The sequence below is a fragment of the Nonomuraea africana genome, from assembly GCF_014873535.1.
GTDB lineage: Bacteria > Actinomycetota > Actinomycetes > Streptosporangiales > Streptosporangiaceae > Nonomuraea > Nonomuraea africana.
On the sequence record NZ_JADBEF010000001.1, the window covers coordinates 3,229,038 to 3,248,948 of the forward strand.

A 19,911-nucleotide genomic window follows, 5' to 3' on the forward strand; every position below is an offset into this window, starting at 1 on the left:
GGACCCCCAGAGTGCGTGCACTGGCAGGCAAGGGCAAGGCGGCCGTCTACCGGCTTTATGAAGCCAACAACCGCAGGCGCGCCCGCTCGGCGCCACCGCCCTCGATCGACCAGATCCACATCCTGCTCCTGCACGCCCACGGCATGGGCGGCACCATCAGGACGGTCTTCAACCTGGCCGGCTACCTGGCCTCGACCGGACGCGACGTGGAGATCGTCTCCATCCTCAAGGAGGCCGAGGAGCCGTTCTTCCCGATCGACCCCCGGGTCAAGTTCCGCTTCCTCGACGACCGGCTCGCCCCCAGGACGGGCCTGCGCAGGCGCCTGTCGAAGATGCCCAGCAAGCTCATCCCGCCGCAGGAGGCCGCCTACCACCGCTTCAACGTGTGGACCGACCTGCAGCTGGCCCGATGGATCCGCTCCATCGACACCGGCGTCATCATGGCCACCAGGCCCGGCCTCAACCTGGCGCTGGCCCAGCTCGCCCTGCCGAGCGTCATCACCATCGGCCAGGAGCACGTCGCCCTGCAGGGCCAGCCGGAGCCCGTCCAGGAGCTGATCAAGCGCCGCTACCGCTCCTTCGACGCGCTCGTCACCCTCACCAAGGCCGACCTGCGCGACTACCGCGAGACCCTGCGGCGCAAGCCCAAGAGGCTGCTGCGCATCCCGAACGCCGTGCCGCCCATGCCGGGCGAGATCTCCAAGCTGGAGAACAAGGTCGTCCTCGCGGTCGGCCGGATGACCAAGCTCAAGGGCTTCCACCGCCTCATCACCGCGTGGGAGACCGTCGCCGCCGCCCACCCCGACTGGAAACTGCGCATCCTCGGCGCCGGACCACAGGAGGACAACCTGCGCGCCCAGATCGCCGAGGCCGGTCTCGACGGCAAGGTCGAGCTGCCGGGGCCGTCCTCCGACGTCGCGGGCGAGCTCGAGAAGGCCTCGATCTTCGTGCTCAGCTCCCGCCACGAGGGCTTCCCCATGACCATCCTGGAGGCCATGGCCAAGGGGCTGGCGATCGTCAGCTTCAACAGCCCCCACGGCCCCAAGGAGATGATCACCGACGAGGTCGACGGGCTGCTGGTCAAGCCGCGCACCAACGCCAACCTCGCCGCCGCCATCATGCGCGTCATCGAGGACGAGGAGCTGCGCCACCGCCTGTCCGAGGGCGCGCTGGCCACCGCCGCCACCTACGACGTCGAGACCATCGGCGCCCGCTGGGACGCCCTGCTGGAGGAGCTCCTAGCCCGCCGCAACGGCACCTACGTCAAGCCCACTCCAGCAGCTCCACCGGCTCAGTGATGACGTCCACGAGCGCGCCGTTGCGCATCACCGTGATCGGCAACGGCCGACCGATCGCGTCGGCGAACATCAGCCGCTGAAGGCTCTGCGCGTCACCCACCGGCCTGCGGCCCGCGCTCACCACCAGATCGCCGGCCCGCAGCCCGGCCCTGGCCGCCGGCGAGCCGCTCACCACCTCCACCACCCGCAGCGCCCGCCGCTGACCCAGCCGCTCTCCGAGCGACTCGGGCAGCGGCGCCGGCGAGGTCACCAGGCCGAGATAGGCCCTGCGCACCCTGCCGTCCCTGATCAGCGCAGCGATGATCGAGCGCGTCGTCGAGTTCACCGGTACGGCCAGGCCCACGCCGACCCCCGCCACCGCCGTGTTGATCCCGACCACCCTGGCGCTGGAGTCGGCCAGCGCTCCGCCCGAGTTGCCGGGGTTGAGCGCCGCGTCGGTCTGGATGACGTCCTCGATCAGCCGCCCGCCCACCGGCAGCGAACGGCCGAGCCCCGAGACCACGCCCGCCGTCACCGACCCCGCCAGACCCAGCGGGTTGCCCACCGCCACCACCAGCTGGCCCACCACCAGCGCGTCGCTGTCGCCGAGCACCGCGGGCTCCGGCGTCGCGCCCTGCGCCCTGATCACCGCCAGATCCGACAGCGGATCGCGCCCCACCAGCACGAAGCCGCCCGCCGAACCGTCGGCGAAGGCCACGCTTCCCGACCTGGAGGAGCCGACCACGTGCGCGTTCGTCAGAAGAAAGCCGTCGGCGGTGAAGACCACCGCCGACCCGCTCCCCCTGCCCGCGCGCACGCCGGCCACCTTCGGCTGCAGCTCGGCCGCGACAGAGGAGACGGTACGGGAGTAGGCGTCGAGGGGATCGGACATACGAGACCTCCCGAGTGAATTACACGATTACACGGTAACTCGCCCGTCACCCGAGCGCGATCGCGGTTGTCCTCGCACCCTCGCGAGGGCGGCGAGCCCCACCACCGCAATCACCACAGCATTCCGTCCCGGTGTCAAACCTCCCCGCGGCGGGAAAACACCCGAGCGGGAGGCGCCACTTGAGCACTCGTGACGCGATCGCCGTCTTAGCAGCCGCCGTACTCCTCGCCGCGTTACTCGGCAACAACCCGCAACCGCCCGCCACCGCCACCGCCACGCCCCTCGACAACCCCGACGGCACCAGGCCGGGCCTCGCCCCGGTCACCACCCCGCAAGACCGAGCCGCCGCCCGCGACCTCATCGGCAGACTCAAGGTCCAGCGCATGGGCGCCAAGACCGGTTACACCCGCGGCCGCTACGGCGACAACTGGGCCGACACCGCCGCCGACATCCCCTACGCCGGCAACGGCTGCCGCACCCGCGACGACCTGCTCGCCCGCGACGGCCACGACCTCACCTACCGCGCCGGCTCCCCCTGCGACGTCGTCGCGCTCAACCTCGACGACCCCTACACCGGACGCACCATCGCCTGGCGCAAGAGACACGCCGACGACATCCAGGTCGACCACGTCGTCCCCCTGTCCTACGGCTGGCGCATGGGCGCCAACCGCTGGACGGCCGCCAAACGCCTGCGCTTCGCCAACGACCCGCTCAACCTGCTGCCCGTCGACGGCGACACCAACGAGGCCAAAGGCGGCTCGGGCCCCGCCTCATGGCTGCCGCCCCAGCGCCGCGTCCACTGCGCCTACGCCGTCCGCTTCGCCCAGGTGGCACTCAAGTACGCGCTGCCGGTCACCAAGGCCGACCGCACCACCATGATCAGAGTGTGTCGTCCGACCAGTCGAACCCATTCCTGAACGTGATCTCGGCCAGAATCCGCTGCCCGTCGCTGCTGGGATGGAAGAAGTCCCACTTGCTCACCTGCGCCAGCGTGTACGGGTAGGAGAACACCGCACCCCCGTCGGTACGGCAGCGCGGCCCGAACGCCGCACACGCCCGCGCCCACTCCCTGTTGAAGTCGCGCACCCGATCCCGCACCCGCGCCCGCCGCTGCACGTCGGCCCGCTTCGTCGAGGTCGGATTCGCCAGCATCGCCTGACAGATCCGCCCCAGCCCCCAGAACGTCCGCGCGATCGCGTTGTCCTTGCCCACCTGCCACAACCTGCGCAGGTCGGGAATGCTCGCCACGAACACCCGCACCTCCGGCAGCTCCGCCCGCAACCTGCCGAGCGCCGCCTCCACCCGCCGCCTGAACACCGGCACCGGCGTCATCGCCGCCTCCGTGCGCACGCACGCGTCCTGCGCGCCCAGCAGGATCGTCACATACGCCGCCTTCGCCGCGACCGCCTTGTCCACCTGCCCCATCAGATCGGCGCTCGTCGAACCGGGCACGGCGAAGTTGCGGTTGTGACCCCGCAACGCGGGACCCCGCTCGGCCAGCCGCACGTAATGGCTGCGCACCTGCGCGTTGTCGCCCGCCGACCACGAACGCGACGTGCACGAGACGTACCAGCCGCAGGCGTTGAACCCCGCACTGATCGAGTCGCCCAACGCCGCCATCACCCCCGGCAGCGGCTCCAGCGAGGACGCCCCCGCCACCGAACCCGACCCGGAGACCAGCACGACAGCGGCGAGCACGTGACGGATCATGGCCCTTAAGGTAGGGAGCGTCACCCGCCAAGGCCACGACCAGGACCCACTTCCTATCGTGGCTTGACATGATCAAGATAAGACCTATCCAACTCCATGTCTGATTTTTGATCCCAAGGCGGACAATGGGCAGGGGCCCGAATCGAACATGTTCAGCTCCGGCATAGCATGTCTTGAGTGAGTGTCGCGCTCGGAATAACCCGCCCTCTGCCGGTTCGCACCATCCCGATCGGTGACCCCGGCGACCTGCTCTCCCGCCTGCCGTCCACCGCCCCCTACGCGTGGATCAGGAACGGCGAGGGCCTCGCCGGATGGGGGGAGGCCGCCAAAGTCACCGTGCCACCGGGCCCCGGCCGCTTCGCCTGGGCCCGCCAGTGGCTCAACTCCGTCCTCGCCGACGCCCACACCAGCGATGAGCACACCACCGACGAGCACGGCCACCGCCGCGGACCCGTCGCCTTCGGCACCTTCACCTTCGACGAGAACTCCCCCGGCTCCACCCTCGTCGTCCCCCAGACCGTCCTGACCCGCCGCCACGGACAGGCCTGGCTCACCACCATCGGCCGGCCCACCCTCGGCCAGGAGATCACCCCGATCACCTACCCAGGCCGCATCAGCTACGGCGACGGCAGCCTCACCGCGCCCGCCTGGGAAGGCATCGTCGCCCGCGCCTCCCAGCGCATCCGCGACGGCGAACTCGAGAAGGTCGTGCTCGCCCGCGACCTGACCGCCACCGCCGAGCACCCCATCGACATCCGCCTCCTGCTCACCCGCCTGGCCACCCGCTATCCCGACTGCTACACCTTCTCCGTCGCCGGCCTGGTCGGCGCCACCCCCGAACTCCTCATCCGCCGCGAAGGACAGCAGATCGAGTCACTCGTCCTGGCCGGCACCACCACCCGCGGCGTCAACCCCGCCGACGACGTCGCCCGCGGCGCCGCCCTGTTCGCCTCCGCCAAGGACCGGCACGAACACGAGTGCGCCATCGCCTCCGTCCGCCACGCGCTCACCCCCCTGTCGGCCACCCTCAGCGTGCCCGACGAACCCGAACTCCTCGTCCTGCCCAACCTCCAGCACCTGGCCAGCCACGTCACCGGCACCCTCGACGACGGCGCCTCCGTCCTCGACGTCGTCGCCGCCATGCACCCCACCGCCGCCGTCGGCGGCACCCCCACCGACACCGCGATCAAGCTCATCCGCGAACTCGAGGGCATGGACCGCTCCGGCTACGCCGGACCCGTCGGCTGGATCGACGCCTACGGCGACGGCGAATGGGGCATCGCGCTGCGCTCCGGCATCGTCGACGGCCGCCGCGCCAGGCTGTTCGCCGGCTGCGGCATCATGGGCGACTCCGACCCCGCCGCCGAACTGGCCGAAGCCCAGACCAAGTTCCGCGTCATGCAGTACGCCCTGGAAGGCTAGAGCCCCCGCCACGACGGCCACGCGGAGATCTCACCCCTCGGGGGCGTGGATCTCCGCACCCAGGCCGACCACCGCGCGGCCCGCCGTCAGCGTGGCCACCCACTCGGTGAACGCGGCCACCTCGTCCTGCCCCACCGCGACCGAGAACGACACCTTGTCCCCGTAGGCCACCTCCCGCACCGGATAGGCCGACACCCGCAGGTCGTTCTCCAACCGGCCGGCCAGCTCGTGCCCCACTGACACCCGCACCAGCCTGGCGGGCACCATCCGCACCGGCTCGACCCGATCGAGGGTCTCGGTCACCGCCGAGCCGTACGCCCTGACCAGGCCGCCCGCGCCCAGCAGCACGCCGCCGAAGTAGCGCGTCACCACCGCGACCACGTCGTTGAAACCGCGCCCCACCAGGGCCTGCACCATCGGCGTGCCGGCCGTCCCGCCCGGCTCGCCGTCGTCGTCGCCCTTCTGCAGGCGCTGCCCGACGACGTAGGCGGTGCAGTTGTGGGTGGCGCCGGGGTGCAGCGCGCGCCGCTCGGCGATGAACTCCGCCGCCTCCTCGGCGCTCCGCACCGGGGCCATGGCGCAGATGAACCGTGACCGCTTGACCTCGGTTTCGTGCTCGGTGCGGGTTTTGAGGGTGAGGTACGGGAGGGCCACCGACCCAGGCTACCGCCTTTACAAAGTAGAGCATTTCGGACATCTTCCTGCGCCGGGCACGCTGCTTCGGACCGCGCCCGCCTGCCTGCCCGCCACGATGGGCGCGCCTTCGCGGCTGCCGAGAGGAGGAGGACGCGGTAGCCCGCGGTGGCGCATATGGCGAAGTGGCGCGTGGCGTGGTGGCGGAGTGGCAGCCACTCCCCCGCTACCGCTCTCAGCCTGACCCACCAGCGCGCCCTCAGCGGGCACAACGAAGGCACTCGGTTCGGGGTCGTTCGTCTTCATTCTGGTGCCGAAGTGACTCAAGAGGCTCGAGACCATGATGCGTTAAGCTCGTCGAAGCCATGGAGCTACCACGCGACCTCCCCCGAGCCCTCTCCCAGGCGTTTCACGCCGTCGGCCTGCCCTGGCCGGACGCCCGGCTGGACCACTTCGACGGGGTGCTGGCCGAGCTCGGCGACCGCCCCGAGGCGCGGCGGCTGCGCGACCACGTCCGCGTGCTGCGGAAGGCCCAGCGGGTGTTCTTCGAGCACCTGCGAGACCTCACCGACGAGCACGACGGCAGCGGCATGCGACTGATCGGGCACAAGGACCGGCCGTGCGTGAGCGAGGTGCGGGAGAAGTGGGCCAGGACCGCGGCGCAGATGGCGGACTACCACGAGGCCGTCAGGACCCTCACCCGGCAGGCCATCGGAGGGCTGCGCGCCTCCAGCGAGCTGCCCGCGGTTCCCGACTACCTCGCCGGATCCCGGCCCGCCTGGCTGGAGCGGCGGCCCGAGCGCGGCATCCGCGACGAGCCCACCGCCGGCCGCGCGCTCGCCGCCGAGGCGCTGCTGCGCTGGCGCGAGGACCCGTACGGGCCGCGGATCTGCGTCGTCACCGGCTCGCCCGCCTCGGGCAAGACCCGGCTGCTGGCCTGGTTCAGCCACTCCACCGGCTGGCACTGGTCAGGCTATCCGGGCCCGTCCGAGGCCGCCGTCTGGTTGCGCGGCATGGACGTCGAGGCGGCCGTACGCGAGCTGGCCCGGCAGCTCCGACTCGACGGCGACGAGCCTGCCGCCCCGGACGGGCCGGCGCACGGGGACGCCGACCCCGAGCGCGCCCTCACCGGCCTGGCCCGCCCGCTGGCCGCCCTCGACCGGCCCGTGCTCGTCACGCTCGCCGACCCGCACCGGAGCGCCGACCCCGGACGCACCCTCACCGAGCTGATCCGCCCCCTGGTCGCCGACCCGCGTGTCCGCCTGCTCGTGGAGTTCCCCGACCCCACCGCCCTGCGGCCCTACCTGACCAGCTCGGCCGAGCTTTCCGGCGTGCCGGTCTTCGTGCTGGACCTGGACGACCCGCGCTGTACCGACCGGGACGCCTTCACCGCGTGGTACGCGGCCGAGCGCGCCGGGCACTCCCCTTTCACTGCGGACCAGGTCTATCCCTCCCCGGCGCTCGCCGCCATCGCCGCCCGCGCCCGGGGCGCCGACCCGGGGCCGGCCCTGCCCATTGCGGAGCGGGTGGCGGGCGCCTGGCTGGACGGCCTGTCACCGGCAGCCCGCGCCGCCGTCGGCACGCTCGCCCTCGCCTTGGCCCCGATCGGCCTATACACCTGGCGGCTGCTGCACTGCGGCCGCCACCGCGACGACCCGGAGGCGGCCGCCCGCGGCGTGGCGGAGGCCGCCGCACACCTGCCCCTCGCCGAGCCAGGCCTGCCCGCGTATGCCGTGGACCTGCCCGCCCTGGCCGAGGCCGCGGCCCCGCCTCCCGAGGCACACGGCGAGCTGGCGGCCGTCATGCGCGGCTGGCCGGTCTCAGCGGAGCTGGGCCCTCCCGAGTACGCGCGCATGCACCTGGCCGGGCACGAACGCATGGCCGGCGGCCCGGCGGGCATCGCGCCGCTCCCGCTCTGCCGGCCCCCGGTCAGAGTCACGCGCGAGCTGCTGGAAAGCCTGTACGGCGCGGGCGGCGTCATCCGGTTGGCCGCGGACGAGATCCACCCCGCCATCACCCACGAGCCCACCCGCCGGTTCCTGGCCGAGGTCGGCCTGCCCAGAAACGGCGTGCACGAGGACGGCTGGACGGGCGACAGGCTGCGCTGCGTCAAGCCCATGACCGAATGGTGGCCCGAGGAGGACGTGCGGGAGCTGCGCGCCTGCGCCGGCCTGCCCGGCGACCTGGGCGCGGTGTTCATGCTCGACTATGTGCACGTCGGGCATCTCTTCCTGGACGGCAGGACCGGACTGGTCTACGAGTTGTGCGAAGGGCAGGGGACCGCCCGCATCGCCAACAGGGATGTCGAGTCGTACGCCTATTTCGCATACGTGATCCACCGGGAGCGCGCGCTGTGGTGCGGCAAGGAGGCGCACCTCGACGCGGCCTACTGGTGCGCCGAGGACCTCGCGCTGGAGCTGCACACCTACGAGCCGCAGGCAATGGCGGGCGACGAGTCGCTCTGGCCGTTGACCCTGCTCGACTACACCCTCCTGACGTAGGGTCCCAGCCAGCGTCTATCGCGTCCTGGCGAGACCGGCGGTCAGGCGTGAGGTGCCGAGCGGTTGGTGCTTGCTCGGCGGATCTTGCGCTCGCGGGCGCGCAACCGATCGGCCTCGATCACCGCGCCTGCCGGGTTTCGCCGGACGCCGCCACCCGGACAGCCCAGCCTCCTTCGGCGGGTGGAGGACAACATGGCTGCGGGCGCACTGCGACTGTCGGGCGAAGACCTGGCGTTGCTCGCGGCCTGACCTGATCCGTTGGTGTACCGGTCTCGGCACCGGGCGGGGCCGTCTGGCCGGTGTGAGAGCACCGGAACGGTCGGGTCCCATCCGAGCGCTGTGCGCCGTCGTCGCAGTCCCACGACAACACCCTCCCCGTGACGCGGCGCGGGCGGTTCATGCCCGATCGCGCTCGGGCACCAGGGCTTGGAGGAGTCCGGGGAAGGCTTCGTCGATCTCGTCGCGGCGCAGCGCGTTCATGCGGGAGGTGCCGACGTAGTACTGGCGGATCAGGCCCGCCTCGCGCAGCACGTGGAAGTGGTGAGTGGCGGTCGACTTGCTGACCGGCAGGTCGATCGTGCCGCAACTGAGATCCTCGCCGGCGGCGTACAGCTCGCTGACGATCTGGCGGCGTACCGGGTCGACCAGGGCCTCGAGCACCTGCTGAAGGCTGATCGCCTGGATGTCCGGATGGGGCGGGATGCGTTCCCGACCACTTCGTCGTGTCGTTGCCATTGACCTCGTCGACCTCCCGCGCACATCGTACGACACGCATCAAAGTACGATGAGCATCAAAGTTTGACAGCCACCGTACTTTCGGCTTGAGTGAGGCGCGGCGGCGCGGCCTGCGCGTCGCCGACACCGACGACAAGGGGCGATGCGTGATGGTCAGGACTGTGCGGTTCCACGAGCTCGGCGGGCCGGAGGTGCTGCGGCTGGAGGACGTGGAGGTCGGCGAGCCCGGCCCAGGTGAGCTGGTGATCCGGGTGGAGGCGATCGGCCTCAACCGCGCCGAGGTGCTGTTCCGCAGCGGCCACTACATCGAGCCGGTCAAGGAGTTCCCCGCGCGGCTCGGCACCGAGGCCGCGGGAGTGGTCGAGGCCGTCGGCGCGAACGTGGCGGGATTCGAGGCCGGCCAGCCGGTCAGCGTGATACCCGCGTTCTCGATGAACGACTACGGCGTCTACGCCGAGCGCGTGATCGTTCCCGCGTCCGCGGTGCTGCGCCGTCCCGACGGGCTCGGCGCGGTGGAGGGCGCGGCGGTGTGGATGCCGTACCTGACGGCCTACGGGGCGCTGGTGGACGTCGGCGGGATGCGTGCCGGGGACACCATCGTGCTGACCGCCGCCTCCAGCAGCGTGGGCCTGGCCGCGATCCGGATCGCCCACCGCGTCGGGGCGGTGCCCATCGCCACCACCCGTACCCGGGTCAAGGCGGAACGGCTCCGCAAGGCGGGGGCGGCCGAGGTGATCGTGACCGACGAGGAGGACGTCGCTCAGCGCGTGCTCGGCCTGACCGCAGGACGGGGCGCCGAACTGGTCTTCGACGCCATCGCCGGTCCTGGAGTGGTCGAGCTGGCCAAGGCGGTCGCTCCCGGCGGCACGCTCCTGTTGTACGGCGCGCTGAGCGGCGAGGTGACCCCCTATCCGGGGTTCGAGCTCGGCATGCCCGCGCTGAACATGCGCACCTACACCGTCACCCACGAGACGACCAACGATCCGGAGCGGCTGCGCCGGGCCGCGGCGTTCGTCTCCTCCGGCCTGCGTAGCGGCGCCTTCGAGCCCGCCGTGGACCGCGTCTTCGACCTGGACGAGATCGTCGAAGCGCACCGCTACCTGGAGGCGGGCGCCCAGGTGGGCAAGATCGTGGTCACCGTGTGAAGTCTGGCTTGCGCCCTCCAATCGTATGATGTACGGTACAGCGTACCGAATCATGGAGGAGAAGCTCTTGCCGCAGAACGACATCCGGCCCTTCCGTCTCGACATCGCCCAGGCCGACCTGGACGACCTGCGCGAGCGGCTCGACAGGGTCCGCTGGCCCGACGAGGTCCCTGGGCTGGGCTGGCAGTACGGCGTGCCCCTGGCTCACCTGCGCGACCTCGTCGACCACTGGCGCACCGGCTACTCCTGGCGCGCGGCCGAGGCCGAGCTCAACACCCACCCACAGTTCACCACCGAGATCGACGGGCAGAACGTCCACTTCCTGCACGTCCGCTCGGCCAACCCCGACGCCCTGCCGCTGCTCATCACGCATGGCTGGCCCAGCTCGCCCGTGGAGTACCTCGACGTGATCGAGGCCCTGTCGGCCGACTTTACGCTGGTCATCCCCTCGCTGCCCGGCTACGGGCTGTCGGGTCCGACCCGTGAGGTCGGCTGGGGCTCCACCCGCATCGCCAAGGCGTGGCTGGAGCTGATGAGCAGACTTGGCTACGACCGCTTCGGCGTGCAGGGCGGCGACTGGGGCACCTGGATCTCCCGCGAGGTCGGCGTGCTGGCCCCCGAGCGCGTCGTCGGCATGCACGGCAACGGCATCATCTGCTTCCCGCTGGGCCTGCCGGGCGAGCTCGACGACCTCAGCGAGGTCGAGCAGGAGCGCATGGCCTTCCGCGAGCGCTACCTGAGCGAGCAGTACGGCTACAAGCTCATCCAGTCCGCCCGCCCGCAGACCTTCGCGTACGGCATGGCCGACTCCCCCGTCGCCCTGCTGGCCTGGTTCACCGGCGTCTTCCACGAGTGGAGCGACGGCGAGATCCCGCGCGACCGCCTGCTGACGAACGTGATGCTCTACTGGCTGACCAACACCGCGGGCTCGGCGGCCCGCTCCTTCGTCGAGACGCCCGACACCGACCAGGACACCTCGGTGGAGTGGGAGCTCAAGCCCGCGACCGTCCCCACCGCGATCTCGGTGTTCCCCAAGGACATCCTGCGGCCGATCCGCAGGTTCGCCGAACGGGACAACAACGTGGTGAGCTGGGTGGAGCACGAGCGCGGCGGCACCTTCGCCGCGCTCGAACAGCCCGAGCGGTACGTCGCCGACGTCCGGGCGTTCTTCACCTCCCTCTCCTGATCGGGCCCATCCGGCTCATCGTGCCCGTGTGACCGGCATGCGGTGGTACGGCAGGATGTGCGGGTGACATGGACAGCACCTGAGATCACCCGCACCGGCGGCTCGCTCGTGGCGGGCGAGCGCGACATGCTCGTCGGCTATCTCGCCTGGCACCGCGACACCCTGCTGCACAAGTGCGCGGGCCTGACCGGCGAACAGCTGGCCGAACGGTCCGTGCCGCCGTCGGACCTGTCGCTGCTCGGGCTGATCCGCCACATGGCCGAGGTCGAGCGCACCTGGTTCCGCAGGCGCTTCGCCGGCCAGCCGATCGAGGCGATCCACCAGGACGGCGGGCCCGGCGCCGACTTCGGGTGGCTCGATCCGGCGGGCGCGGCGCAGGACCACGCCCGCCTGGTCGAGGAGTGGCGGCTGGCCGACGAGGCCGTGCGCGACGCGAGTCTCGACGACACCTTCACCCACGGCGGCAGGGAGCACTCGCTGCGGCTGGTGTACCTGCACCTGATCACGGAGTACGCCCGCCACAACGGCCACGCGGACCTGCTGCGAGAGCGCGTGGACGGGGTGAAGGGCGAGTAGCCGTCCCAGCCCTCACGTCCTGGCCCTTGCGGCCAGGAGGAGGAGCTCGTCGACCTCCCACTGGTCGTTCGCGTGCCTGCCGTACCGGTGAGCGAGGATCCGCCCGCCCGGGTCGATGAGGAAGTCGGCGGGCAGCCCCAGCACCGTCTCCCCCGCTGCCGGGTACGGCCGGCCGCCGCGGCACAGGCCCCGGGCGACCGCCGCCCACGAGGACGGCCGCGCCGGGGTGGTCCAGGCGCGCGGGCCTCGACGGTTCTCATCGGGTGTCCGTCCTGATGAAGTCGTCGACGACCGCCGCCAGGCGGGGCCCCTGGTCCTCCTGGACGAAGTGCCCGCCGCCCGTGATCGTGGTGTGCGGCTGGCCCTGCGCGCCGGGTACGCGCTCGCGGAAGGCGGTGTGCGCCCGGCCGAGCACGAAGTCCCTGTCGCTGAAGTCGCACAGGAACGGGGTCCGCAGCCCCTCCAGCACCTCCCACGCCTTCCGGTTGGCGGGCGCGGCCTCGTCCTCGGGGGTGATGGGGATCAGCAGCGGGAAGCGGCGCGCGCCCTGCACGTACTCCTCCTCGGGGAAGGGCGCGTCGTAGGCGGCGACGACGGCGGGATCGAGGTCGGTGACGGTGCCGGTCGCCACGACCTGCCCGGCGCTGAACGGCCGGACCCGCTGGCTGTCCTGCAGCCACTGGACGTAGAAGGGCCCCATGTCGCCCTGGTCGCCGGTGTGCAGGACGGTGTTGGTCGCCACGACGCGGCGGAACCTGTCCGGGTGCTCGGCCAGCAGCCGCAGCCCGAGCAGGCCGCCCCGGTCGTGGCAGACCATCGTCACCTCCCGCAGGCCGAGCCGGTCGAAGACGGTCTCGCGCAGCCAGTCGACATGGCTCTGGTAGGTGTAGCGAGCGGGTCGGCGGGCTTGTCCGAGCGGCCGAACCCGACCAGGTCGGGCGCCACGCACCGGTGGCCCGCCGCGACCAGTGGCGGGATGACGTGCCGGTACAGGTAACTCCACGTGGGCTCGCCGTGCAGCAGCACCGTCTCACCCGAGGGGCGCTCGGGACGCTCGTCGAGGTAGTGGACTCTGATGCCGTCGCCGAGTTCGATGTGGTGCGGCTCGAAAGGGAAGTCGGGCAGGTTCTCGAACCGGTCGTCCGGTGTACGAAGGATGTTCATGCCTCCTGAGAGCGTGTGGGCGCCAGGAGTGTGACATCAGCCGCCGAGCTCGCGCTTGCGGCGCAGCAGGGCCGCCCGCGCCGACCTGGCCCTGACCAGCACGACGGCCGCCACCAGCGCGAGCACCACGTTCACCGCCGCGCCCGCCCAGCCCGCCCAGCCCGGCCTGTCCACCGCCAGCGCGACGGTGAGCAGGGTCAGCGGCCAGGTCGCGGCCACGGCGATCCAGCCGCCGATGACCCTGTCGAGCGCGAACAGCGGCGTCCTGCGGGTCAGCGCCCAGCCGCCGTAGCAGGCCCAGGCCAGGCACAGGACGGCGAAGCCCCCCAAGACCGGCGGCGGCCGCTCCTCCGTGGCCCACAGCAATCCGGTGGTCAGCGCCCCGCCCAGCCCCATGACCAGCGCCACCACGTACGCCATGCGCCTGCGCAGCGACACCGGCCCGGACAGCCTTCTGATCATGTCGTCGGCGTCCATCATCGCGTTCCCCTCTCACCCAGTTGTTCCCTCAGCAGGCGCCTGGCCCGTGACAGGCGCGACTTCACCGTTCCGACCGGGATGGCGCAGATCTGCGCGCAGTCCTCGATCGACAGGTCCTCCAGGTAGAACAGCACGAGGATCTCCCTCTCGACCAAGGGCAGCCCGGACAGCCCCGCGACCAGCGCGGCCCTGTCCGCCATCACCTCGGCCCTGTCCTCGACCACCTGCTCGTCCGCGTGCTCGGTGACCTGGCCGGACGCCGTGGTCGTCTCCTGCCTGCCGTACTCCTCGCGCAGCCTGTTGGTCACCGCGCGGCGCGCGATCGTGAACAGCCACGGCGCGAACCTTCCAGGCTCCCGGAGCCTGGGAAGGCCGCGCACCACGGCCAGCCACACCTCCTGGGCCACGTCGTCGGCGTCGCCGTGGTCGAGCATGCGCCGCACGTAGGTCCACACCGGGTCGTGCCATGCGCGCACCAGCTCGGCGAGCGCCTCGCGCTCTCCGAGCTGGCACCGCACCACCAGCAGTTCGTCAGTCACCCTGCCTCCTCACCCACAACAGTCGGGAATACAGCCCCGCGGGTTCACGAGGTGGACAGGACGTGAGAAATCCTCCTGCTCGTCCCGTGCCTGGCGCCGGCCGTCCTGCGCCTGGCACGACCGGCCCACCGCCGAAGGTCAGCGAAGTCTGTCCCCGTTGTCACGCGCCTGTTGTCAGGGTGAGGGCCGCTGATCGCGCCGGCGGGTAGGCACTGGTTCTGCCGCCCTTGCAGCGACCGGTCAGCGTGCGGTGGCCACCATGGTGGCCGGGTCGGCGCCGAACACCTCGGCCCCCGCAGCGGCCATGGGGCCACTCCTGGGACAGACACAGCAGAGATCATTCCGTTAGGCGCTCGTAGTGCGCTGAGCCCGTCAGGAACGCACGCGCAGCGACTCCAGCATTCGCACGAGAGCGGCCTGGGTGTCGGCCAGGTCGTTCGGGCCCGTCGAGGAGGCCAGCCACAGCGCCGCCTCGTTCATCGCGCCCGACAGCAGGTGGGTCAGCGGCTCGAGCGGCTGCCTGGCGATGACTCCCGACTCGGCCAGCGCGGCGAGCGCCTCGGCCAGGTGGCGGGCGGAGGCGGCCTCGTCCATCGCCCGCCACTCGTTCCAGCCCAGGACGGCGGGGCCGTCGATGAGCATGATCTGCTGCACCTCGGGATCGGCCCCCGCGGCCAGAAAGGCCTCGCAGCCGGCGACGAGCTGATCCCACGGATCCGCCTTGGCGTCGGCCCCCGCGGCCACCCGCTCGCCCACCTCCTGCTGCACCTGCTCCACCACCGCGCGAAACAGCGCCGCCTTGCTGTCGAAGTGATGGTAGAGCGCGCCCTTGGTGACCCCCGCCGCGCGCACGATCTCCGCCAGGCCGACGGCGCCGTAGCCGTGGGCGGCGAACAACCGCCTGCTCTCGCGTACAAGTGTCCGCCTGGTCTCCTCGCGCTGCCGCGCTCTCGCCGTCCCGTTCACATACCGATGGTATGCTCACATACCGTCGGTATGTGAAAGGACGCGCCATGACGCTGACCAGCTTCTATCCGGTTATCTGCACCACCCGTCTCAAGGAGTCGCACGACTTCTACACCCACCTGATGGGCTTCGAGACGACCTTCGAGGCCGACTGGTACGTGAGCCTGCGCCGCGGGCCGTACGAGCTGGCCCTGCTCGACCCGAGCCACCCCACGCTCCCCGAGCGCTACCTCGGCAGGGCCGCGCAGGGGCTGCTGCTCAACTTCGAGGTCGAGGACGTCGACGCCGAGTGGGAGCGGCTGGTGGTGCGCGAGGGCCTGCCCGCCGAGCTGGAGCTGCGCAGCGAGGACTTCGGGCAGCGCCACTTCATCGTGGCCGACCCCAACGGCGTCCTGATCGACGTCATCACCCCCATCCCGCCGCAGGGCGAGTACATCGAGCAGTACGTCAACCCGGCAGACGCACAGTGACCCCCCGGGGCCGCCCGCGCTTCACCGAGGGCGGCCCCGTCGCTCCCACCGTGGCAGGCCTTAGGTCGTCGTGACCGGGGCCGGGAGCCCGGTGTTCTGGTCGCGAGGGGTTGGGGGGCTGGGATTCGGCCCAGATTTCATGAGCCCGGTTGGAGCCAGGTGATGTAGTCGAGTTCGCCATGGCGGGCGCCTACGCCTGGAACATCTCGCACCACGACTTCTTGATGCATCCCAAGCCCGGGTTCCACTACGTGGGCAGCTGGATCTGACTGTGTCTCCCGCTGGCCGTCATGGTTGCCCTGCTGCTGCCGGCAGCGACCCGCTGGTTCGACCGCTGACTTGAGGTAGGCGTCGATCGTCGGCTCCGCGGCGTGTCCGTCGGAGATGTATTCGATGTTGCTCGGTAGGCGCCAGGAGCCGGGGTGCTGGTGCTTCCGGAAGGCGTGCCGTCGACCGTGCGGCCTCGCGTCTCAGGGAAGGTGAAGCGGGGCCTGGGCGTGCTGCCAGGTGAAGTCGGCGAATGGGCCGCTTGTCATCGGCCGGTGCGTCCACGCAATCGACGACAACACCCGCTCCGTCCCGCCGCCGGGCGAAGTATCCGGTGCGTGCGAGCGGGTCTTACCGTCCTGCGTTGTCCAGAACAGCCAGAACGGCTGGGAGGCGATGCCGTTCACCGTGCGGTCAAAGTCGAGCAGCATGACGTGGTCGCGCTCCAGCCATGACTCGTACCCAATGAGGCTGTGCGTGGTTGCCGACCACCAATCGCCCGGCAGGTGCTTCTTATGGGGGATGATGCGCCAGTTGCTGGCCGAGGGTTGGGAGATCAGCGCCGCGGACGTCGCTCAGCTGTCGCCGTACCTGACCGGGCACATCAGCCGGTTCGGCGTGTATGCCACCGACGTACTCCGGCTGCGCCCCGATGACTTCGATCCCGACCAGTAGCGGGACGCCCGAGGCCGGGATGCGGGCAACGGCAGTGTGGTGAAAGGCAGTGTGGTGGTGGAAGAGCGGGAGCGGACGAGGCTCTGACGTCCTCGTCAAGTAACAGGGCAGGGCCCCGGCGGAGTCGTGGATTGATGCCTGATGTCTCGATGCGAGTCCGTAGCGGACGATATTGTTCTGAATCCTCCGTGATCCATTACTCTGTGGCATCCGCATGTGGAACCTGACGTCGGGCGAGCCGGTCGGTGAGCCAATCACCGGTCACACCGGCCCGGTGCGGGCGATCGCCACCGCCGTCGTCGACGGCCAACCTGTGGTCGTGACCGGCAGCGACGATCACACCGTCCGAGTCTGGGACCTGGTCACCAGACAGCAACTCGGTAGCCCCCGGACCGGCCACACCGCAGCCGTCTGTTCAGTCGCCACCACCGTCACGACCGGACAGCCGCTGGCCGTGACCGGGAGCAGCGACAAGACCGTACGGGTATGGAACCTCGCCACCGGTGAGGAGATCAGCCCACCCGGTGTTCGTCATCACCGGTGGGTACGCGCCGTCGCCACCGCCACGATCAAAGGGAAGCCAGTCACCGTGGCCGGTTCCTGGAACGGCAGCATCCGGATTCGGGACCTCAACACCAACCGGGAGACCGGCACCCACCCCTCAGGCCGCTACGGCGTGAGCGTGCAGCAGATCGCCACCGTCACCGTCGGCGGACAACCAGTCGCGATCACCAGCGGCAATGACTGGGACGAGACGGTGAAGCTATGGGACGTGACCACCGGCCAGCAGGTCGGCGAACTCCCCACCGACGGCGTACAGGCACTCACAGCGACAACCGTGAAGGGCCGCCCGATTGCCGTCACCGCCCGCCATGCATCACGCTGATGTAGGGGCCTGCTGCAAGCAGGATGGCCAACCCCGAGCGGTGTGGGGGCTGGGGGTCAGGGTGCGCGGGTCACCGGGCGCGCGGGGAGGAGGCTGGGAGGGCGCTGGCCGGAGAGCCGGGGGCCGAGGTCGGGAGCCCAGACAGGGAGGCCGGAGGTCGGGAGGCTGAGGCTTGGAGCAGCGACGAAGGCCGGGACCTAGGAATCCAGGCCGGGAGCGGTGCGGGGGGCTGGGAGGCGCAGGTTCTCCAGGTGTTCTGTCGGGCCGTCCTCCCGATGAGACCCCTTATCTGAACGCCGCGACGAGGTCGGCGAACTCCTCGGGGCTGAGGATCCGCACGCCCAGCCCCTCGGCCTTGGTTCGCTTCGATCCGGCCTTCTCCCCCGCCACCAGCAGCGACGTCTTCGCCGACACGCTCGACGACGCCCTGCCTCCCGCCCGCTCGACCAGCTCGTTGACCTCGTTGCGCGACAACGCCTCCAGCGGCCCGCTCATCGCGCCTGTGACGACGACCGACATCCCGGCCAGCGGCAGCTCGGACCCGGCGACCGGAGCGTCTTCGGCGGCGGAGGGCGCGGCGGTGGGCGCGGCGCCCGGCTCGGTCATGGCGACCCCTGCCTTGACCAGCTTGTCGATGAGCGGCCCCAGTCCGGCCAGCTCGGCCACCACCACCGGGGCCTTCTCCGGCCCGATGCCCTCCACCCCCTGGATCGCCTCGGCGCCGGCCGCCCTGATCGCCTCCATCGTGCCGAAGTGGCGGGCGATCCTGCGGCTCATCGACCGGCCCGTGCCGCGCACCCCGAGCGCGCAGAACACCCGGCTCAGCGGCCTGGTCTTCGCCTGCTCGATGGCGGCCAGCAGGTTGTCGCTGCTCACCTCGCCCATCCGCTCGAGCCCCAGCAGCTGCTCGCGGCTGAGGAAGAACAGGTCGGCGAAGTCGGCGATCAGCCCGGCGTCGAGCATCTGCAGGATGCGGTTGTCGGCGAGCCCCTCGATGTCGAGCTGGTCGCGCCCGACCGCGTAGGTGATGGAGGCGCTGGCCCTGCACGCCCTGCCGCGCACGCACCTCCACCGCTCCTGCGAGGTGTCGATGCCGTCGCCGCACGAGGGACACACCTGCGGGAACTCGATCGGCTGCTCGTCACCCGTGCGCAGATGCACCACTGGCGCCTCCACCCGCGGGATCACGTCGCCCGCCTTGTAGACGACGACGCTGTCGCCGAGCATGAGCCCGCGGCGGGTGATGTCGGCGACGTTGTGCAGCGTCGCGTACGTCACCCTGCTGCCGTCGAGCTCGACCGGTTCGAGGACGGCCCGAGGGGCGATGACGCCGGTGCGGCCGGTGTTCCACTCGACCGCGAGCAACTTGGTGATCTTCTCGGTGGCGGGCAGCTTGTAGGCGATCGCCCATCTCGGCGCGCGCGAGCCGAACCCGGCCTGCGCCTGGTCGCCCGCCAGGTCGCACTTGACCACGATGCCGTCGATGCCGAACGGCAGCTCGGCCCTGGCGGCGGCGATCTGCTCGATCCGCTCCTGCACCCCCGTGACGTCGGCGGCGACGACGCCCGCCACCGCCGTCACGGCCGTCGTCTGGACGCCCTGCCCCGCGACCCACTCCATGATCTGGCTGTGCGGCAGTGCGCGCAGCCGCTCCGCCAGCTCGGAGTCGTCCTGGGGCGGCAGCGGCAGCGCGCCGTAGGCGAAGAACGTCAGCTCGCAGACGTACGGCCGGTCCTGGGCGCGCAGGGTGCCCGCCGCCGCGCTGCGCGGGTTGGCGAACGTCGTGCCGTCGTGCGCCTGGCGCTTGGCGCACGCCTGCGTGAACTGCTCGGCCGTCATCATCACCTCGCCGCGCAGCTCCACCGTGACCGGCTCGGCCAGCCGCCCCGGCAGACCCGCGATGACGCCGATGGCGTGCGAGACGTCCTCGCCCGCGCTGCCGTCACCCCTGGTGACCAGCTGGACGAGCCGTCCGGCACGGTAGCGCGCGGAGACCGCGAGCCCGTCGAGCTTGGGCTCCACGCTCCAGGCGGTGACCTGCCGCCCGAGCCTGCGCTCCAGCGAGGCCACCCAGCCGACCAGCTGCTCGGCTTTGAAGACGTTGTCGAGCGAGAGCATCGGCACCGTGTGCGGCACGTCGCCCACCACCGCGCCGCCTGCCACCTTGCCCGTCGGGGAGTCGGGCAGCACCTCGTCGGGATGCGCCTCCTCGTAGGCCTCGATGCCGCGCACCAGCCGGTCGTAGGCGTCGTCGTCGAGCGCCGAGGTGCCGTCGGCGTAGTAGGCGGCGGAGGCGTCGACCGCCGACCGCACGGCCGCGGCGTAGGAGGCGTGGTCGGCGAGGAGGGTCATGGGGGGCGCGTCGCTCATGCGTTCATCATGCAGGG

At 71.2% G+C, this 19,911-nt stretch carries 22 protein-coding genes; 10 read left to right on the forward strand and 12 right to left on the reverse strand.

Annotation, left to right across the window (positions count from 1 at the left end):
• Positions 1-11 precede the first annotated feature (11 nt).
• Positions 12-1,298 (forward strand): glycosyltransferase family 4 protein, encoded by a 1,287-nt coding sequence (locus tag H4W81_RS15270; protein WP_192775416.1) that lies wholly within the window; start codon positions 12-14, stop codon positions 1,296-1,298.
• On the opposite strand, the gene H4W81_RS15275 is transcribed toward H4W81_RS15270, so the two are convergent.
• Positions 1,264-2,169 carry a S1C family serine protease gene (locus H4W81_RS15275; protein WP_192775417.1) on the reverse strand — a complete coding sequence of 302 codons (906 nt, stop codon included), beginning with the start codon at positions 2,167-2,169 and terminating at the stop codon, positions 1,264-1,266. The genes H4W81_RS15270 and H4W81_RS15275 overlap by 35 nt on opposite strands.
• A 179-nt stretch (positions 2,170-2,348) precedes the next feature.
• On the opposite strand from H4W81_RS15275, the gene H4W81_RS15280 reads away from it, so the two are divergent.
• Entirely contained in the window at positions 2,349-3,086 is a 738-nt protein-coding gene (locus H4W81_RS15280) for an HNH endonuclease family protein (RefSeq protein WP_192775418.1), read from the forward strand.
• Here the strand turns inward: H4W81_RS15280 and H4W81_RS15285 are convergent.
• Complete coding sequence (locus tag H4W81_RS15285) at positions 3,049-3,879, reverse strand: SGNH/GDSL hydrolase family protein (protein ID WP_192775419.1); 831 nt, start codon at positions 3,877-3,879, stop codon at positions 3,049-3,051. The two genes, H4W81_RS15280 and H4W81_RS15285, sit on opposite strands and share 38 nt — an antisense overlap.
• Before the next feature lie 177 nt (positions 3,880-4,056).
• On the opposite strand from H4W81_RS15285, the gene H4W81_RS15290 reads away from it, so the two are divergent.
• Complete coding sequence (locus H4W81_RS15290) at positions 4,057-5,301, forward strand: isochorismate synthase (protein ID WP_192775420.1); 1,245 nt, start codon at positions 4,057-4,059, stop codon at positions 5,299-5,301.
• Positions 5,302-5,331: 30 nt separating this feature from the next.
• Here H4W81_RS15290 and H4W81_RS15295 read toward each other — a convergent pair whose 3' ends face one another.
• The gene (locus tag H4W81_RS15295) at positions 5,332-5,955 is read right to left on the reverse strand and encodes a YigZ family protein (protein WP_192775421.1); all 624 of its coding nucleotides are present in this window, start codon (positions 5,953-5,955) and stop codon (positions 5,332-5,334) included.
• Between the two features lie 344 nt (positions 5,956-6,299).
• On the opposite strand from H4W81_RS15295, the gene H4W81_RS15300 reads away from it, so the two are divergent.
• Positions 6,300-8,435: an SUKH-4 family immunity protein gene (locus H4W81_RS15300; RefSeq protein ID WP_192775422.1), complete on the forward strand. Its 2,136-nt coding sequence runs from the start codon at positions 6,300-6,302 to the stop codon at positions 8,433-8,435.
• A 396-nt stretch (positions 8,436-8,831) separates the two neighbouring features.
• Here H4W81_RS15300 and H4W81_RS15305 read toward each other — a convergent pair whose 3' ends face one another.
• Positions 8,832-9,095: an ArsR/SmtB family transcription factor gene (locus H4W81_RS15305; protein ID WP_318781755.1), complete on the reverse strand. Its 264-nt coding sequence runs from the start codon at positions 9,093-9,095 to the stop codon at positions 8,832-8,834.
• 161 nt (positions 9,096-9,256) lie between these two features.
• Between H4W81_RS15305 and H4W81_RS15310 the strand changes: the two genes are divergently transcribed.
• The 3 genes from H4W81_RS15310 (at position 9,257) to H4W81_RS15320 (ending at position 12,077) form a co-directional block, all read left to right on the forward strand.
• Complete coding sequence (locus tag H4W81_RS15310) at positions 9,257-10,315, forward strand: zinc-dependent alcohol dehydrogenase family protein (protein ID WP_225958636.1); 1,059 nt, start codon at positions 9,257-9,259, stop codon at positions 10,313-10,315.
• 52 nt (positions 10,316-10,367) lie between these two features.
• Positions 10,368-11,501 (forward strand): epoxide hydrolase family protein, encoded by a 1,134-nt coding sequence (locus tag H4W81_RS15315; protein WP_192775424.1) that lies wholly within the window; start codon positions 10,368-10,370, stop codon positions 11,499-11,501.
• 63 nt (positions 11,502-11,564) lie between these two features.
• Positions 11,565-12,077, forward strand: coding sequence for a DinB family protein (locus H4W81_RS15320; protein ID WP_192775425.1), 513 nt, complete (start codon positions 11,565-11,567; stop codon positions 12,075-12,077).
• A gap of 12 nt (positions 12,078-12,089) precedes the next feature.
• On the opposite strand, the gene H4W81_RS48645 is transcribed toward H4W81_RS15320, so the two are convergent.
• The 6 genes from H4W81_RS48645 to H4W81_RS15345 all read right to left on the reverse strand — a co-directional run bounded on the left by H4W81_RS48645 (position 12,090) and on the right by H4W81_RS15345 (position 15,226).
• A complete protein-coding gene (locus H4W81_RS48645) occupies positions 12,090-12,221 on the reverse strand; it encodes a hypothetical protein (RefSeq protein ID WP_264083168.1) in 132 nt (43 codons plus the stop codon).
• A 112-nt stretch (positions 12,222-12,333) separates the two neighbouring features.
• The gene (locus H4W81_RS15330; RefSeq protein WP_264083297.1) at positions 12,334-12,939 is read right to left on the reverse strand and encodes an alpha/beta fold hydrolase; all 606 of its coding nucleotides are present in this window, start codon (positions 12,937-12,939) and stop codon (positions 12,334-12,336) included.
• Positions 12,897-13,241 (reverse strand): alpha/beta fold hydrolase, encoded by a 345-nt coding sequence (locus H4W81_RS48650; RefSeq protein ID WP_264083169.1) that lies wholly within the window; start codon positions 13,239-13,241, stop codon positions 12,897-12,899. Before H4W81_RS48650 ends, H4W81_RS15330 begins: the two co-directional genes overlap by 43 nt.
• 36 nt (positions 13,242-13,277) lie before the next feature.
• Positions 13,278-13,721, reverse strand: a complete 444-nt coding sequence (locus H4W81_RS15335; RefSeq protein WP_225958637.1) for a hypothetical protein — start codon at positions 13,719-13,721, stop codon at positions 13,278-13,280.
• A complete protein-coding gene (locus H4W81_RS15340) occupies positions 13,718-14,260 on the reverse strand; it encodes an RNA polymerase sigma factor (RefSeq protein WP_192775426.1) in 543 nt (180 codons plus the stop codon). The genes H4W81_RS15335 and H4W81_RS15340 overlap by 4 nt, the downstream gene beginning before the upstream one ends.
• Before the next feature lie 372 nt (positions 14,261-14,632).
• Positions 14,633-15,226, reverse strand: coding sequence for a TetR/AcrR family transcriptional regulator (locus H4W81_RS15345; RefSeq protein WP_192775427.1), 594 nt, complete (start codon positions 15,224-15,226; stop codon positions 14,633-14,635).
• A gap of 47 nt (positions 15,227-15,273) precedes the next feature.
• On the opposite strand from H4W81_RS15345, the gene H4W81_RS15350 reads away from it, so the two are divergent.
• The gene (locus H4W81_RS15350) at positions 15,274-15,696 is read left to right on the forward strand and encodes a VOC family protein (protein WP_192775428.1); all 423 of its coding nucleotides are present in this window, start codon (positions 15,274-15,276) and stop codon (positions 15,694-15,696) included.
• Between the two features lie 470 nt (positions 15,697-16,166).
• Here the strand turns inward: H4W81_RS15350 and H4W81_RS15355 are convergent, their stop codons facing one another.
• A complete protein-coding gene (locus H4W81_RS15355; protein WP_192775429.1) occupies positions 16,167-16,394 on the reverse strand; it encodes a hypothetical protein in 228 nt (75 codons plus the stop codon).
• Positions 16,395-16,485: 91 nt separating this feature from the next.
• On the opposite strand from H4W81_RS15355, the gene H4W81_RS15360 reads away from it, so the two are divergent.
• Together H4W81_RS15360 and H4W81_RS15365 are read left to right on the forward strand one after the other, a co-directional pair.
• Complete coding sequence (locus H4W81_RS15360; protein ID WP_192775430.1) at positions 16,486-16,638, forward strand: Tn3 family transposase; 153 nt, start codon at positions 16,486-16,488, stop codon at positions 16,636-16,638.
• A 214-nt stretch (positions 16,639-16,852) separates the two neighbouring features.
• Positions 16,853-17,524 carry a WD40 repeat domain-containing protein gene (locus H4W81_RS15365; protein ID WP_192775431.1) on the forward strand — a complete coding sequence of 224 codons (672 nt, stop codon included), beginning with the start codon at positions 16,853-16,855 and terminating at the stop codon, positions 17,522-17,524.
• Positions 17,525-17,809: 285 nt separating this feature from the next.
• On the opposite strand, the gene ligA is transcribed toward H4W81_RS15365, so the two are convergent.
• Positions 17,810-19,894: an NAD-dependent DNA ligase LigA gene (ligA, locus tag H4W81_RS15370; protein WP_192775432.1), complete on the reverse strand. Its 2,085-nt coding sequence runs from the start codon at positions 19,892-19,894 to the stop codon at positions 17,810-17,812.
• Positions 19,895-19,911 lie beyond the last annotated feature (17 nt).